Annotated in this window: 15 protein-coding genes; 8 read left to right on the forward strand and 7 right to left on the reverse strand. The window is 63.6% G+C overall.

The window, feature by feature from the left end; translation table 11 throughout:
* Positions 1-68 precede the first annotated feature (68 nt).
* The 6 genes from AC07YR_RS13405 to AC07YR_RS13430 all read right to left on the reverse strand — a co-directional run bounded on the left by AC07YR_RS13405 (position 69) and on the right by AC07YR_RS13430 (position 4,723).
* Complete coding sequence (locus tag AC07YR_RS13405) at positions 69-890, reverse strand: enoyl-CoA hydratase/isomerase family protein (RefSeq protein ID WP_494734255.1); 822 nt, start codon at positions 888-890, stop codon at positions 69-71.
* 46 nt (positions 891-936) lie between these two features.
* Complete coding sequence (locus tag AC07YR_RS13410) at positions 937-1,167, reverse strand: hypothetical protein (protein WP_494734256.1); 231 nt, start codon at positions 1,165-1,167, stop codon at positions 937-939.
* 141 nt (positions 1,168-1,308) lie between these two features.
* Complete coding sequence (locus tag AC07YR_RS13415; RefSeq protein WP_494734257.1) at positions 1,309-2,169, reverse strand: alpha/beta fold hydrolase; 861 nt, start codon at positions 2,167-2,169, stop codon at positions 1,309-1,311.
* 71 nt (positions 2,170-2,240) lie between these two features.
* Positions 2,241-3,236, reverse strand: coding sequence for an NADP-dependent oxidoreductase (locus AC07YR_RS13420; RefSeq protein WP_494734258.1), 996 nt, complete (start codon positions 3,234-3,236; stop codon positions 2,241-2,243).
* Positions 3,237-3,282: 46 nt separating this feature from the next.
* Positions 3,283-3,453 carry a hypothetical protein gene (locus tag AC07YR_RS13425; protein WP_494734259.1) on the reverse strand — a complete coding sequence of 57 codons (171 nt, stop codon included), beginning with the start codon at positions 3,451-3,453 and terminating at the stop codon, positions 3,283-3,285.
* 253 nt (positions 3,454-3,706) lie between these two features.
* Positions 3,707-4,723, reverse strand: a complete 1,017-nt coding sequence (locus tag AC07YR_RS13430; protein ID WP_055806749.1) for a LacI family DNA-binding transcriptional regulator — start codon at positions 4,721-4,723, stop codon at positions 3,707-3,709.
* Between the two features lie 233 nt (positions 4,724-4,956).
* Between AC07YR_RS13430 and AC07YR_RS13435 the strand changes: the two genes are divergently transcribed.
* The 5 genes from AC07YR_RS13435 to AC07YR_RS13455 all read left to right on the forward strand — a co-directional run bounded on the left by AC07YR_RS13435 (position 4,957) and on the right by AC07YR_RS13455 (position 11,564).
* Positions 4,957-6,315, forward strand: coding sequence for a type 2 periplasmic-binding domain-containing protein (locus tag AC07YR_RS13435; RefSeq protein WP_494734260.1), 1,359 nt, complete (start codon positions 4,957-4,959; stop codon positions 6,313-6,315).
* A gap of 79 nt (positions 6,316-6,394) precedes the next feature.
* A complete protein-coding gene (locus AC07YR_RS13440; RefSeq protein WP_494734261.1) occupies positions 6,395-7,360 on the forward strand; it encodes a carbohydrate ABC transporter permease in 966 nt (321 codons plus the stop codon).
* 44 nt (positions 7,361-7,404) lie between these two features.
* A complete protein-coding gene (locus AC07YR_RS13445) occupies positions 7,405-8,244 on the forward strand; it encodes a carbohydrate ABC transporter permease (RefSeq protein ID WP_494734262.1) in 840 nt (279 codons plus the stop codon).
* A 56-nt stretch (positions 8,245-8,300) separates the two neighbouring features.
* Positions 8,301-9,284 carry a glycoside hydrolase family protein gene (locus AC07YR_RS13450; protein ID WP_436057433.1) on the forward strand — a complete coding sequence of 328 codons (984 nt, stop codon included), beginning with the start codon at positions 8,301-8,303 and terminating at the stop codon, positions 9,282-9,284.
* A gap of 39 nt (positions 9,285-9,323) precedes the next feature.
* Complete coding sequence (locus AC07YR_RS13455; protein ID WP_494734263.1) at positions 9,324-11,564, forward strand: alpha-galactosidase; 2,241 nt, start codon at positions 9,324-9,326, stop codon at positions 11,562-11,564.
* Between the two features lie 323 nt (positions 11,565-11,887).
* On the opposite strand, the gene AC07YR_RS13460 is transcribed toward AC07YR_RS13455, so the two are convergent.
* Positions 11,888-13,072 (reverse strand): cation:proton antiporter, encoded by a 1,185-nt coding sequence (locus tag AC07YR_RS13460; RefSeq protein WP_055806473.1) that lies wholly within the window; start codon positions 13,070-13,072, stop codon positions 11,888-11,890.
* A gap of 315 nt (positions 13,073-13,387) precedes the next feature.
* Between AC07YR_RS13460 and AC07YR_RS13465 the strand changes: the two genes are divergently transcribed.
* From AC07YR_RS13465 to AC07YR_RS13475, 3 genes are read left to right on the forward strand one after another with little or no spacing between them, the layout of a single operon-like run.
* Entirely contained in the window at positions 13,388-14,080 is a 693-nt protein-coding gene (locus tag AC07YR_RS13465; protein ID WP_436057431.1) for a histidine phosphatase family protein, read from the forward strand.
* A 24-nt stretch (positions 14,081-14,104) separates the two neighbouring features.
* Entirely contained in the window at positions 14,105-14,656 is a 552-nt protein-coding gene (locus AC07YR_RS13470; protein WP_436057430.1) for a DUF3090 domain-containing protein, read from the forward strand.
* Positions 14,656-15,423, forward strand: coding sequence for an SCO1664 family protein (locus tag AC07YR_RS13475; RefSeq protein ID WP_436057429.1), 768 nt, complete (start codon positions 14,656-14,658; stop codon positions 15,421-15,423). The genes AC07YR_RS13470 and AC07YR_RS13475 overlap by 1 nt, the downstream gene beginning before the upstream one ends.
* Positions 15,424-15,862 lie beyond the last annotated feature (439 nt).

A 15,862-nucleotide genomic window follows, 5' to 3' on the forward strand; every position in this document is an offset into this window, starting at 1 on the left:
GACGTTGAATGCCTGAGGGCCGCAGCAAATGCTGCGCCCCTCACTCTCGGTGGCTGGTGTCAGCGTCGCTAGTTTGCGATGCCGATGTACTCGCCGAGTCGGTATTCCAGGTCCGTGCCGGCCTGCTCTGCAAGCGCCTGGGTGCCTGCGGCGCGAGTGAGGAACCCAGGCAGGGTGAGCGAGTGCGCGAACTCGCTGTAGGCGGCGACGAGGTCCGCATCCGGCGGTAGCGAGGCCCGGTTGATCATCGCCTTGGCCGATGCCAGGGATGTGCGGTCGAAGGACGCCAGCCGAGAGACGATGGCGTCGACGAAGGCATCCAGCTCGGCGTCGGGCAGGGCGCGGGTTACCCAGCCCCATTGCTCGGCGGTGGATGCGTCGTAGTCGGCGCTGGTGAGGATGACCTCCAGTGCCCGGTCACGACCGATGGTGCGTGGAAGCCGCTCGGTGCCGCCACCACCGGGCAGCAGACCACTGCCGACCTCGGGCTGCCCGAAGATCGCCTTCTCGAGGCTGGCGTAGCGCAGGTCGAACGCGAGAGCGAGCTCGTTGCCCCCACCCCGGGTGCGGCCTCGGATGGTTGCGATGGTGATGTAGGGGGCTCTGGAAAGCTTCAGGACCAGGTCGGTCCACACCGGCACTGCTCCCTCGCCGTCGGGGGCGGGAAAGTCCGCGGCTGCGGCGAGGTCGAAGTGGTTGTAGAAGAAGTCGGGCACACTGCTGCCGAACACGACGACTTGGATGTCGGGATCGGTCGCCAACTCTTCGACGATCTCGGTGAGTCGAAGGACGGTCTCGCCGACGATGAGGTTCACCGGCGGGTTCGCGAAGGTGATCTTCGCGACCTGTGGCGACGTGCGTTCGTAGTGGATGGTGCTCTGCTCGCTCATGTTCTGCTCCAGAGGTTCGATGGATGTCGGGATGGGAGGAGTTCGTCTATTCCTGGTAGTGCGGAAGGATGTCGCCACCGGTGACGTAGGTCAGGGCCGCGGACACGTCGTAGGCGTGGACCGCGGACGCGAACCCCGACAGCCTGTCCGAGAGCGTGGCGACCTCCCCGCCGGCGAAGAACGCCGCCCGCGCGGCTGCGTCGTTGAAGCCGAGGATCAGTGAGGCGTGGAACTGCTGGTCGGTGGGGTTGTCGTGGGCGACGTTCGTCGGTGACAAACGTCCGGAACGGGCTGGTGCCGACGGCCTCCCGTTTCCTAAGGTAGATCAGGGTCGTCTCGCCGGGTCCGGCGATACTCATTGAACCCCGGCGTCGGGGAGAACATTTTGCTCGTCCTGTCAGTGAGTTTCGGCTGCCGGTCAGCGGGCCAGGAACTCGACGGCGACAGGCGCGAACTTGTCGTGGAACTGGAAGATGCCGCCGTGTCCGGAGTCGGGGTAGATGATCAGCTCGGAGCCGTTGATGCGGCTATGCATATCTTCGGAGAGGACCGAGGGCACCATACGGTCGTTGTCTCCGTTGGCGATCAGGGTGGGCTGGGTGAGTTTCGACAGGTCGGCGGGCGCCGACCGTCCCCACTTCCTGATCGCCTTCAGCTGCGTCTGGAACGCCTTCACGCTGATCGGGGCGTCGCGGTCGACGGTGCGCTCCTGAAGGCGCGTGATGAATGCCTTCGCGGCGGGCTTGCCGGTGGCGTTGCGGTTGAAGAAGAGGAATTCCTTCGCGTCGGACCGGGTCAGCGCGGCACGAAGGATGTCGTAGTAGGTGGTCCCGGCGACCTTGTCGATGTCCTTGCCGCCCCTGGGACCAGTGCCTGTGAGAACGAGCTTCCGGACTAGCTCGGGGTGCTTCAGGACCAGTGCCTGTGCCACCATGCCGCCGAGGGAGAAGGAGAAGATGTCGATCTTCTGGTATCCGAGGGCTTTGATGAACGTGTACGCGTCGTCTGCCATCGCCTCGATACTGTCGGGCACCTGGCCGGTGGAGGCTCCGACACCTTTGTTGTCGAACGTGATGACGTGGTGGTTTTTTGCGATGGGGTCGATGATGCGCGGGTCCCAGTTATCCAGGGTCGCGGCGAGGTGGACGAAGAAGATGACGGGGATGCCTCCCTTGGGTCCGAGTTCTCGGTAGGCGTAGTGCACGCCTCCGGCGCTAATGGCACGGGCAGGCGCTTTGGCGTAGGAGGTGATGACGGGTTCGTTGTCGCGGGCATTCATGACGGTGCTCCTGCAAGGTGGATTGTTGGTCGTTTGGTGATGATGGGGCGTGCTGCGTCTCTGCGCGGTGTTCAGGGGTTACTGATGACGGCCTTGCCGCGGATGCCGCCCTTTTCCAGGCCCTGAAGGGCTTCGATGGTCTGATTGAAGGGAAAGACACGTCCAACGACCGGGCGCAAAGCGCCGCTGTCGATGAGGGCTGTGATCTGGCGCAACTGGTCGCCGCTGGCACGCATAAACAGGAACTCGTAGCTGACGCCCAGCTTCTTGGCTTGGCGGCGTATGCCTGCGCTCAGGGCAGCGATGGCAACGCGCAAAACTGGATTCAGGCCGGCTTCGCGTGCAAATGCCGGGTCTGGAGGCCCGACGATTCCAATCGCCTTGCCGCCGGATTTGAGCACCCGCAGGGATTTCTTGAGGTTCTCTCCGCCGACGCTGTCCAGCACGAGGTCGTAGCCGCTCAGGAGCTGTTCGAAGTCCTGGCTGCGGTAGTCGATGACCGTGTCGGCGCCGAGCCCGCGCACGAACTCCAGGTTGGCGGCGCTTGCGGTGGTCGCGACGGCAGCTCCGAGGTGCTTGGCGAGCTGGATCGCGATTGAACCGACTCCCCCGGCGCCGGCGTGGATGAGGACCTTCTGTCCCGGCTGCACATTGCCGCGCTCAACCAGGGCCTGCCACGCCGTCAACGCAACCAGCGGCAGGGAGCCGGCCTCCTCCATGCTGACCGATGCCGGTTTGAGGGCCAGATCGGCCTCGGCGACGGCGATTCGCTCGGCGAAGGTGCCGATCCGGTCCTTGTCGGGGCGGGCATAAACCTCGTCGCCGGACCTGAACGTGCGCACCTTCGAACCGACACGGATGACTGTTCCGGCGACATCGTTACCTGGAATCAAGGGAAGCGCATAGGGCAGGATCTGCTTGAACTCGCCCGCTCGGATCTTCTCGTCGAGTACGTTCAGCCCTGCGGCCTGGACCTGTACGAGCACATCATGCTCCCCCACTGTGGGCTCGGGGACATCCGATTCCTGCAGCGGACCCTTGTATTCGTTGATGACGAACGCTCTCATGTTTCTTGCTCCTTCTGGGCGTGTGGCGAAGCTGGTTTGGGTTGCCTTAGCTGCGGAGGAAATCCCGGGCCACAGCGACGAACGCCCGGAAGTGTTGGAAGGCGACGCCATGACCGGACTGCCGGAACACCAGGACCGGAAGCGTTCGGTAGCTGCCGAGCACGTTCGCGTTTGCGGACGGCACCATAGGGTCGCTGTCTCCGTAAACGCTGCGCATCGGGCCCGCTCCTCGGAATATAACAGAGTATGCTCAATTATGAGCACACTCAATTATTCTGTCAAGGGGGGTCGCATGAGGGGTCACGTTGGCCAAAGCCAGGGAGGTGGTCTGGCACTGGCTGGACTAGCACAGACCAGCAGCCATATTTAGAAATTGCCAGCTTCCTGAGAGTTCATCGCCGGAAGGTCGGGGTGGCGATCGACACACTCGCCAATTTTGACGCGGTGTTCGTCGCGCTCCCCGCAATGAGTCAGCAGCCGCAGGACCGGCGGATGATGAGCTCTGTGGGGAGGAGCTGGATCTTCCCGGCTGAGTCCTTGTGGGAGAGGGCCGCTTCGAGGACCGCTTCGGCGATCTGATTGATGGGCTGCCGGACAGTCGTGAGCTGAGGCCAGCTGAATTCCGATTCAGAGGTTCCGTCGAACGAGACCACGGCAATGTCATCGGGTATGGAGAGGTCGGCCTCGTGGATGGCTCGCAGGGCACCAACCGCCAGCAGGTCGGAGCTCGCGAAGATGGCCGTGGGCCTCTTTGGTAGTTCGAGCAGCCGCCGGGTGGCTTCATAGCCGCCTTGCCTGGTGAAGTCAGTGAATTCAGCAGCCCCCTCGGGCAGGCCTGCCTCCCGGAGCGCCTTCTTCCAGCCGTTGTGTCGTGGATCCGCGCGGGTTGGATCAATATCCTTGCCCACCAGAATGGCGATATCCTGGTGACCGTGCCCGATAAGGTGCTGCACCCCCAGTGCGGCTCCCTGTTCAAAGTCGGTGCTGACCGTGGGTATGCCGTGCACTGCGCTGGACTGGTCAATGAGCACCCTGGGAATTCCCTGAACCGGCATAGCGGCGACTTCGCTGGGGCTGAGCACCGTGGCGAGGATGATCGCGTCGACCTGACGTGACACGAGATTGAGGGTGTTTTGCCGCTCGGTGTCGGCGTCCGTACGGGAGTTGGCTGCGAGCAGAGCGTAGCCCCGTGCGGCAGCAGCCTGCGCGATGGTGTCCGTGAGTTCAGCGAAGTACGGGTTGGTGCTGTCCGGGACAATCATGCCTAGCAGCCGGGCGGATCCCATAGTCAGAGCCCGGGCGGTTGCATTGGGCTGGTACTGGAGCACTTTGATGGCCTCATGCACCCGTGCGGCAGTCGCTGCCGCGACCGGCTTGGGGCCACCGTTGATGACGTAGCTAACAACCGCCGTACTCACCCCGGCATAGCGGGCAACGTCGGTTCTCGTTATTTTTCCTGATCCGGCTTGTGCCTGCAGACTCGCCATGTAGACCACCCTTTCACTCCATCGTTCACATCATTCTACCCGGGTGGAACGCATTGTCTTTAGATATCTGCCAGCAAATACAACGTAGAGTCGGGTTGTTGCGCGAACGAGTCTACCCGCGTAGACTCGTGTTCGAGCAATGAGCAGTGATCCTCCTCACGTTCCCCGCCTGACGATATCCAGGCCCTTTTGAACTCTTACAAAAAACTCCACATTCTCCGAAGGGATCAATGATGATGACCATTCCAAAGCCTCGAAGCGGGGCGGCGCGGATCCTCACCGCCGCGGCCACTGCAACCATCGCAGCCATGGCACTGACCGGCTGCGGCGGACCAGGATCAGTCGGTAGCGGTTCCACCGTTGAGGCGGGCTCCGGCGAAGGCACCATTAATGTCTGGGCAGTCGACGGGCAGGCAGCCGAGAACGACGCGTTGAAGAAGATCATCTCGAACTTCGAAAGCGCGCAGAGCAAGATCAAAGTGAATCTCAAACTCTTCCCCTCCGACCAGTACACCAAGGCCGTGAACTCTGCGGCGCCGGGTGACCTGCCCGATGTTCTGGACTTCGACGGGCCCACTCTGGCCAGCTTCGTCTACAACGGCAAGATGGCCCCACTTAAAGGCTCCGTATCCGACGCGACCCTGTCGAACCAGACGGACTCCATCACGGCACAGAACACCGTCGATGAAGCCGTATATGGAGTAGGCATGATGAACGCCGGCCTCGCATTGTGGGGCAATAAGAAACTCCTGGACACCGCAGGTGTTGCCTACCCGACCACCCCGGAGAAGGCCTGGACAGCTGACGAATTCACGGGCGCCCTGGACAAACTCACCGCAGTGGTCCCGGGAGGCAAACCGCTGGATCTTTCGGAACAGTACGGCTTTGCCGGCGAATGGGGAACCTGCTGCTCGGCCGGGCCCGTCATCTGGTCCGGGGGCGGCACCATGCTCAAAGACAATAAGGCATCCGGAGCGCTGGACTCAGACGCCAACGTGAAGTCGCTGACAAAGTTCGCCAGCTGGAAGAAATACACCGATCCGAACGCAGACGGGCTGGCATTCACGAGCGGACGCGTCGCCCTGAGCTGGGTCGGACACTGGACCTACCCGACGTACAAGGCCCTGGGTAACGACCTGGTCTCAGTCCCACTGCCGAACTTCGGCAAGGGCACCAAAACCGCATCCGGAACCTTTGCCTGGGGCATGGGCGCCGGGTCGAAGAACGGCGCCGCGGCCGGGAAGTTCCTGGACTTCCTGATGACGGACGAAAGCGTCCGCACTTACACCGACGCCAACGGTGCCCCTCCCGCTACGAAGACGGCACTAGCGGCATCCGCCCTCTACGGACCCGGCAAGCAGCTGCAGCTCCTGGGCGATCAGCTGAGCAAGGCCTGCGGCCCGGAGGACCAGATCAGCGACACCTGCGTTAGCGTCACCCGGCCGGTGACCGCGGGCTACCCCGTCGTCACGGACCAGGTGGGCAAAGCCGAGGCCGCCATCTACGCAGGCAAGGACGCCAAGGAAGCCCTGAGCGCGGCCGCCCGCGCCATCGACCAGAACTTCGCCGACAACGACGGATATAAGAAATAGACCTCCGGCAGTCGTCCGGCCGCCGCAACCACCGCGGCTGGCCGGACCCCCGGAATCGCTCCCAGCGAAAGCCTCCATTATGACCACTCAAACGCAACAGATCCAGGCCCCCGCGGCGCCGGTAAAGCGACGGCCGTCCGCCGGCCTTTCCGGACACCGGTTCGCGGGCCCGCTCTTCGCCAGCCCCGCCCTGCTCGGACTCGCAATCTTCCTGGTCGCACCGTTCGTGCTCGCCCTCGTGCTGTCCTTCTACCGCGTCCAGCTCAACAGCCCGCGTCCGGCACGCTTCGTCGGATTCGAACAGTACACCCGCTTGTTCACCGATCCGGACCTGGCAGCAGCCTTTGGCCACGCACTGCTGAACAACTTCACCTTCGCCGTCATTGTCGTGCCCGTGCAGACCGTACTCGCTCTGGCCCTGGCGGTCCTCGTCAACCGCAAACTGCGCGGCATGGTGGTCTTCCGGACCTTCATCTTCATGCCCCTGGTATTCCCGCTGGCCCTGACGGCCGTGATCTGGCGCCTCATCTACTCCCGGGGCGATCAGGGACTCCTCAACGCGATCCTGGGCTTCTTCAGCGGCGGTGGCCTACCCAGCCACGACTGGCTCGGCGATCCCTCCACCGCGCTCGGATCAATCATTGTCATGTCGATCTGGCAAAGCGTCAGCTTCCAGATGATCATCGTCCTCGCCGCGCTGCAAAGCGTACCGACCGAACTCTACGAGGCGGCATCGCTGGACCGCGCCAACAAATGGGCGCAATTCCTTAACGTGACGGTTCCCGGCATCAGAAATACCCTGATCTTCGTCGCCCTCATCACCACGATCTTCTCCTTCCGACTCTTCGACCAGGTCTATCTCCTGAGCCGGTCCGGCAGCGTCGACCGCGGTTCGACCGAGACCGTGATGACCCAAATCATCAACACCGGATTCGACAACAACAACGTGGGGCAGGCTGCCGCCATGACCGTCATCTTCATGCTGATCATCACCGTGATCGCAATCATTCAACGCGCAGTTGCGCGCCAGCGAGGAGGCGTCTGATGGCGATGTCCAAGACCGTGAAGCCAGGGCGAAGGGGCGGGAGCATGAAACGCACACGCCGTTGGCAGACCGCACTCCACTACCTGATATTGACAGCTGTTTCGCTGTTCTTCTTCCTGCCCGTCTACTACCTCATCGTGGGAAGCTTCCGCCCCTCTGCCGAGGTACTCAGCGGGATCAGCGGCTTTGTCCCAACGAACTTGTCCCTCGACAACTTCACAGGCGTCTTCGAACACCTCGGTTCAGAGGCCACCGGGTACTTCGGACAGTTCGCGGCCGTCTCCATCCTTGTCACCACCGCGGTCGTTGCAGGCAGCCTTGTCGTGAATTCCATGGCCGCCTACTCCTTCGCCAGGATGCAATGGCGCGGGAAGAAGATCATCTTCCTGCTGGTGATTGTCCTGACGATCATCCCGTTCGAAGCGGTCGCCCTGCCTTTGTACTTCATGTTCTCCGGGCAGCGGGACACCATCTTCATCCAGGCGATTCCGTTCATTGCCAACGCGTTCTCGATCTTCCTGTTCTACACCTTCTTCCTCGACGTTCCGGGCGAAATCGAGGAGGCAGCACGTCTTGACGGTGCCGGGCCATTCCGGACGTTCTTCCAGGTCGTGGTGCCCATTACGAAACCGGCGTTTGCCACCGTCGCCATCCTGACCTTCCTGGCGCAGTGGGGATCCTACCTCTGGCCGGTCCTGATGGTCTCGGATCCAACCGTCCGGCCGCTGCCACTGGCGATCAGCATCTTCCAAAACCAGCAGCCACCGGAGTGGGGCCAGGTGCTTGCCTTCGGAACGATGTTCATCGTCCCGGTCCTGGCCGTCTTCCTGGTCTTCCAGCGCTGGTTCGTCGCCAGCATCAGCAGCTCCGCAGTCAAGGGCTAACACTTCCTCCCAAGCGGCCCCGCCCGGGCGGCCACCAACAGAAAAGGTGAATTCACTTGGTTTTCAGTCTTAAGGATTCATGGGTGTGGGACTTCTGGCTTGCCGACGACGGCGGCAACTTCCACATGTACTATCTCCACGCTCCCAAGAGCCTGGGCGATCCGGCTCTCCGGCACCGCAACGCCCGGATCGGGCACGCCACCTCACAGGACCTGACCCACTGGGTCTCGCACGGCGTCGTCCTGCAGCCCGATGACCCGGATGCCTTTGACGCAACCTCAACCTGGACCGGTAGCGTCGTCCAAGGCCCGGACGGCATCTGGCGGATGTTCTACACCGGAGCCCGGTTCTACGAAACACACAACATCGAAGCCATCGGCGTCGCAACCTCCCCGGACCTCCGCACCTGGACCAAGCACCCCGCCGCCGTGATCGAAGCCGACGCACGCTGGTACGAAAAATACGGTGATTCGACCTGGCCGGAAGAAGCCTGGCGGGACCCCTGGGTGTTCGCCGATCCGGCTGGCGACGGCTGGCACATGCTGATCACAGCCAGGGCAAACCACGGCGACGTCGACAACCGCGGCGTCATCGGCCACGCCGTCTCGCCGGATCTGGAGACCTGGGAGGTGAGGCCGCCCCTGAGCCGGCCCGGTGCCGGCTTCGGACACCTCGAAGTGCCCCAGACCACCGTCATGGACGACCGGGCCGTCCTGTTGTTCTCCTGCGGAGTGGACACGCTCGCGGCCAAGAAGGCAGAAGGATTCGGCGGCGGGGGGATCTGGAGCCTGGAAACGGACCAAACCAGCGGACCCTACGACGTCGCATCAGCGGCGATCGTCACCACTGCGCCGCTCTACAGCGGGCGCGTCATACGGAACCGTGCCGGCCAACTGATGATGATGGCCTGCCACAACGCCAACAGCGACGGTTCCTTCGACGGCGTCATCTCGGACCCACTTCCGCTCCACTGGGATCAGGAGCGCGGCGGCCTGACCACGACGCCGACACAACAAACCAACACCGCCAAACCCGTTTAACCCGTGACGGCCCCGACCACCCAATGCATGAGGAGTTCCATGCCAACCGATAACCAGGGCGCGCTCCTGCAGCTGACCGCCGCCGGAGTGACCGTGCTGATAGACGCCACGGCCGGCCAGCTTCCCGCCATCGTCCACTGGGGCCCTGCGCTACCGGCTTTGACTGCCGATCAGGCCCGTGCCCTGCTTGGAGCAAGCGTCCCGGTGGCCGGTTCCAACACCGTCGACCTGCCGCCCCGGCCCGGCCTGCTGCCCGGGCACCACAGCGGCTGGACAGGCCGCCCCGGGTTAAGGGGCTCCTTCGACGGCGCTGGCTGGTCACCCAAGTTCCGCACCCAAACCGTGGCACTGAACGGCACCCCGGTCACAGGATTCACTTCCTCCGGGGCCGGTCTTCTCGAAGTCAGTGCCCTCGATGACGCCGGACGGCTGCGCCTCGACCTGACGCTGGAGCTGCTCCCGGGCGGGCTGCTGCGCAGCCGGGCAGAACTGACCAACCTGTGCGATGAAAAGTACACGCTCGAAGACCTCGCCCTGTCCTACCCGATTCCCGCAGAGGCCACGGAACTGCTGGACTTCGCCGGCAACCACAACTATGAACGGATCCCCCAGCGCGGCACGCTGCGTACCGGCACCCACGTGCGCGAGAACCGCAAAGGCCGCACGGGGGCCGACAGTGCGTTCATCCTGCACGCAGGAACGCCCGGATTCGGATTCGGCCATGGCGACGTCTGGGCCGTCCACACAGCCTGGAGCGGAAATCACCAGCACTATGCAGAACGCGTCTTCACCGGCGAGCAATTGCTCGGCGGCGGGGAGCTGCTCCTGCCAGGCGAAATCCGGCTGGGCCGCGACCACAGCTACATGAGCCCCTGGATCTACGCCTCCTACGGGGCGGGACTCGACGAGGTCGCACACCGCTTCCATACCCACGTGCGCAACCATACGCCGCGGGTCTCAGCTGATCGACCGGTTAGCCTCAACGTTTGGGAGGCCGTGTACTTCGGGCACGACGCGGACAAACTCATCGACCTGGCCGAGCGTGCCGCCGCCGTCGGCGTCGAACGGTACGTGCTCGACGACGGGTGGTTCGGTTCACGCCGCGACGACACGTCGGGGCTGGGCGACTGGGTGGTCTCCCCCGACGTGTGGCCCACCGGGCTCCATCCTCTGGTGAAATCCGTCCACGATCTCGGGATGCAGTTCGGCCTGTGGTTCGAACCGGAAATGGTCAACCCCGACAGCGACGTCGCCCGAGCACACCCGGAATGGATCATGGCCGCCCGCACCGAATGGCCCGTGGAGTCACGCCACCAGCAGGTCCTCAACCTCGGCATCCCCGAAGCCTACGAACACGTCAAGAAGCAGATCCTCGCCATCCTCGCGGAGTACCCGGTCGACTACATCAAATGGGACCACAACCGCGACCTCATCGAAGCAGGCAACCAGCTCCACGAAGGCCGCCCGGGCGTTCACGACCAGACCCTGGCGTTCTACGCCCTGCTGCAGGAAATCCGGTCCCTGCATCCGGGGCTGGAAATCGAATCCTGCTCATCGGGCGGCGCCCGCGTCGACCTGGGCGTCCTGGAACACACGGACCGGGTCTGGGTGTCGGACAACATCGATCCCCACGACCGGCAGACCATGCTGCGCTGGACCGCGCAGCTGCTGCCGCCGGAGTACATGGGCTCCCACATCGCATCAGGGCGCTCCCACACCACCGGCCGCCAGCACGACCTGGCATTCCGGGCAGGCACCGCGATCTTCGGACATCTCGGCGTCGAGTGGGACCTTGCCCAGGCCTCACCCGAGGAGCTATCAGGCCTGCGCCGATGGATCGACTTCTACAAACAGGAACGCGGCCAGCTGCTCACCGGCGACGTCGTCCGAATGGACGGCCCCGACTCGAACGTTTTGGTTCACGGTGTCGTCAGCAGGGACCGTTCCCGGGCGATCTTCGCGGTAGCCGCGCTCGACAGCCTGTACCCGGATCCTGCCGGACGCCTGAAACTCCGCGGACTCGCCCCGGACGCAACGTACCTGGTGGAACCCGTCTTCCCAGGGACCACGCCCGCCGGGCTCCTGCCGCCCGAATGGTGGGGTACGCCAACAGCCGCCGGCCAGGCGATCGAACGCACTTCCCTGCGCGGAGCCACCCGGGATGACGTGACATTTCCCGGAGCCAGCCTCCCAGGCAGCGTCCTGGCGAAGGTCGGCGTGGCCTCCCCACGGATCCACCCCGACCAGGTGGTCCTCTACCGCATCACCAAGACCGCGTGAACCCATCGCCGACCAGAGCAGCAAAGGGAACCATATGATCACACACATCAAACCGGGTCAGGCTTTGCAGGTCACCGGAAACAGCACCACCCACATTGAGGACGAAGGGTTCGGGTGTGAACAAGTAATGATGGAACTCTGCGGTTCTTCTTTTTCATGGCGTTCCAAGGTCCTGTCAGCCTTTCAGGCCCTGATCGCCCCACATTCACCTGAGCCGTCTCCGCTTACAACGGGAACGTGCCCCTCCTGGGTGGGGGCTACCGAACGGTCCGGCCACAGCATGGAACTCGGAGACTGTCGGAAGTTGCCTGCAGCCTGTCCAACTACGCAGCCAAGGTCGGGCCGCCCCCGGACGGGTTACCCTCCGGCGCGGAGGCGGCCTGCGTAAACGTGCGGGCGGCCCGTGAGCCGGCGGCGGTGCTCGCCGCGATGGTGATGAGGGCTCCGAGAATCATGGCCGCGGCCTCCCCCGGTTCCAACAAATGCAATTGGGAGCCGATTGTGGCAGCGGCAACCGGCACTCCTAACTGGGACGCTGCAAGCATAGCCAGCGGCAGAGGCTGGCCGAGTAGCCGAAGGCTTCCATGGACCAGCAAGGTTCCCAGTCCCAGGCAAATACCGAGGAGAAACATTTTCGGGCTTATCGCAAGGGTGCGCAGATCGAGCGATGCGCCCAGCCAGACGAAGAACACCGGCCCTAGAAAGCCGTCGCTGACGGCGAACAGTTGATGAGCCAGTCGCCTGGGTTCGCCCACCGCTGCAACCACCAGGCCGAAGGAGAACCCGGCCAGCATGATGGACACGTGGCCGGCCACCGCAAGCCCGGAGAGCGCGAAGAGCACAGCAAGTTGGATCCTCAGCTCCAGGGCGAACTTCCGATCCTCGGACAGGTCATGCACCCGTCCGCGCGTGCCGCTGCGCTCCAGCCAGCGAAGTACAAAGAACAAAACCGCCGCGCACGCCGCGACGACGGCTGCCCCAACGGCGGCCCTCGGCGCGTTGGGTGGGTCGACAGCAAGCGGAAGCGCCACAATGCAGGCGATGTCCGCTACCGCCACTTGCGCCGTCGTCGTCAGGACCTTTGGTCCCCTCAGCCGCAACGAATCGACGATCGGCAGGACCAGGGCTGCCGACGAGGAAGCGAGCAGAACAATGTAAAGGGGAGCATGTCCGGTGCCGAACGCAAAGGCAGTGACGATACCGACGACGGCCGCCAACACTGCGGCGATGCCGGCACGCAGCGCGCCCGCGCCCAGTGCCGGGCGGATGGCTTCGTCCCGCACTGGGACATGTGTCCCGGCCACGAACATAACGAGGGCGAACCCTACGTCGGCCACAAAGGTGAACGTGGGGTCCGAGGAGTCGACCAGACCCAACCCCGTGCGCCCGATGGCGATACCTGCCAGTAACTGCCCTAGCACCACGGGCAGATGCCATTTCCGGGGAAGTGCCAGCAGCGGTCCGAGTAGCGCGACCGCGGCGATCAGCGAAAGCTGAAAGAACGACACCTTCCTCCTTCCACCGGGATTGCGGTTGGCTTGCGGCAGTTACCGCGGCGCGTCAGCCAGTTTTATTGGAATGTCTGCGTTTTCGTCCGTGTAGTAGCTTGCGCTTACCCGATGGTAGCCATCGGCCACCATTGCGGGAATCCCTCGGGCCAGCGATGCTCGAGGGGGCGACCTTGAGCGACGCGACAATGGTGGCAACAACGTCGGCGGATCCGACGCGGAGCGGGTACAGGACGTCCTCCAGGACGGGGTCGACTTCGACGCGCGACCCGGTACGGTTCACACCGCCATCGAACGGGTGGTTAGGCTGGGTGAATGGCGACAGTTATTCTCGTGCGGCACGGCCGCACCACAGCCAATGCCACTGGACTGCTGGCCGGCCGGGCCGTCGGCGTCAGCCTGGACCAGACCGGGCGCGACCAGGCGGCTCTGACCGGAGACCGGCTCGCGGCCGTGCCAGTGGTCGGGGTGGTGTCGAGCCCTCTTGAGCGTTGTCAGCAGACCGCCCAGCTCATCCTCGATCGCCAGGCTGGCTCGCCGTACGCGCCGGTCGATCTCGATCTCACCGAGTGCGATTACGGCCAGTGGCAGGGCCGCACGCTCAGTGATCTCGCGACCGAGGATTTGTGGCCGGTTGTTCAGTCGCAACCGTCCGCCGTCATCTTTCCCGGCGGTGAATCCATGGCAGCGATGCAGGCTCGGTCGGTGGCAGCGATTCGACGCCACGATGCAGCCTTTGAAGCCGAGTACGGGCCAGGGGCAGTGTGGGTGGCGGTGAGTCACGGTGACATCATCAAGTCAATCCTCGCCGACGCGCTCGGCATGCATCTTGACCTGTTCCAGCGTATTAACGTGGGCCCCGCCTCCGTATCAATCGTGCGCTACGGCGCTAGTCGGCCGAGCGTTTACGCGACCAACACCGACGCGGGTGATCTGTCGTGGCTGTCGAACGGCATCCAGTCTGGCGATGCGCCTTTGGGCGGCGGTGCAGGGCAAAAGGCGCCATGAACTTCATGTGCCTAGAATACTGACATGCCTACACTTGTTCACGAGTTTGCCTGGCCTGATCGGGTCGTCGTTGGCACCATTGGCCTTCCGGGTGCGCGCACGTTCTACCTGCAGGTGCGGGCAGGGACGCAGATCGTGAGTATTGCCCTGGAGAAGCAGCAGTCGGCTCTGCTCGCGGAGAAGATCGACGAAATTCTCGACCAGCTTCTCGCCGTCGAGGGCAACCCCCACAGCGTTCCCACCAGTACTCCCATTGAGTTGGTTGACAATGACCAGCTCGAGGCCGTTCAGGAGCAGTTTCGGACCGGCGCCATGAGTTTAGGTTGGGACCCGACGACGGCGCAGGTCGTGATAGAGGCCTACCCGATCACCGATGTCGACACAGATAACAACGACGAATCGCTTGAGGACGAAGCTGACGTGCCCGAAATGCTGCTGGTGCGTATGCCGGTTGGCACCGCCCGCGCATTTGCTAAGCGCACGCGTGAGGTTGTGGGCGCCGGGCGTCCCGCGTGCCCGCTCTGCGGTTACCCCGTAGACGCCGACGGGCACGTCTGCACTCTGCCCGAGGTCTGATGCCGGCGCCCGACCTGTTCACGGCCGAGCTGACGCTCACTGGGCGCATCACCACGGCGTCGAACGCTACATTTCTGGGCAGCATCGGCGACACGACAGTCGTCTATAAGCCGATAGCCGGGGAGAAACCGCTGTGGGATTTTCCCGACGGCTTCCTTGCCCACCGGGAGGTTGCCGCCTATCTGGTTTCGGAGGTCCTCGGCTGGAACGTGGTGCCACGCACCTGGCTGCGCGATGGTCCGTTCGGCGCAGGGATGGTGCAGCTGTGGCAGGAGACAGACCCAGACCAAAACGCGGTGGACCTCGTTGCGTCGGACGACGTACCGGAGACCGGTTGGAAACACGTCCTCGAGGGTCAGGATGAGAACGGACGGATGGTCGCCCTCATACACGAGGACTCTCCGGTGCTTAGACGCATGGCGGTGTTCGACGTCGTCGTGAACAACGCCGACCGTAAAGGCGATCACATCCTTGCCATGACGGACGGACACCGGCACGGCGTGGACCACGGGCTCACCTTTCACCGTGACCACAAGCTGCGCACGGTGCTGTGGGGATGGCTGGGAGACGCTCTGACCGCCGAGGAACGCGACGGCATAGACCGTGTCAGCGAAGGACTGCACGGTGGGCTGGGCCGGGACCTGGCGGACTTGCTCAGCGCCGAAGAAATCGCATCGCTAGCCGCGCGCTGCGCCCGATTGCGCCTGGCAGGGCGGTTTCCGGCTCCGAGCGGGGAAATGTCTGCGGTGCCCTGGCCGCTGTTCTAAGGTAATTACGGCTAAGGCTTCGCAGGCTGTACACGTTGATGGCATGGATCTGAAGGTAGCGGCGGAGCTCATCATTCCTGAGCACGAGCTCCGCTGGCGATTTTCCTGGGAGCGGAATTCGCTGCCCAAACGCCATAAGTGCTTCGGCGTCACACCATTTCCGTCATGTAGTCATCCAACAGGCCGGTAATGAACCGATATGGAAGACCAGCCAGACAGCAGCAGGTACCTCGCCTCGGGACATCAAGCTTAGAATCCGCAGTGTCATGTACGCCGCGCCGAAGGTATCCATGAACGGGTAGCAAGAAAAATGGCCCCCGAAGGGACCCTCATGTAGGGAGTTTGTCCACAGTCAGCGGCCCATTAGGCTGTTGACCTGCGCAGCCCTCGGTCGCGCTGGTTCGCTGGTTCGCTGTCAACGATCGGGTGCCGCGGTTCA

This window comes from Arthrobacter sp. GW460-12-1-14-TSB2 (assembly GCF_059423525.1).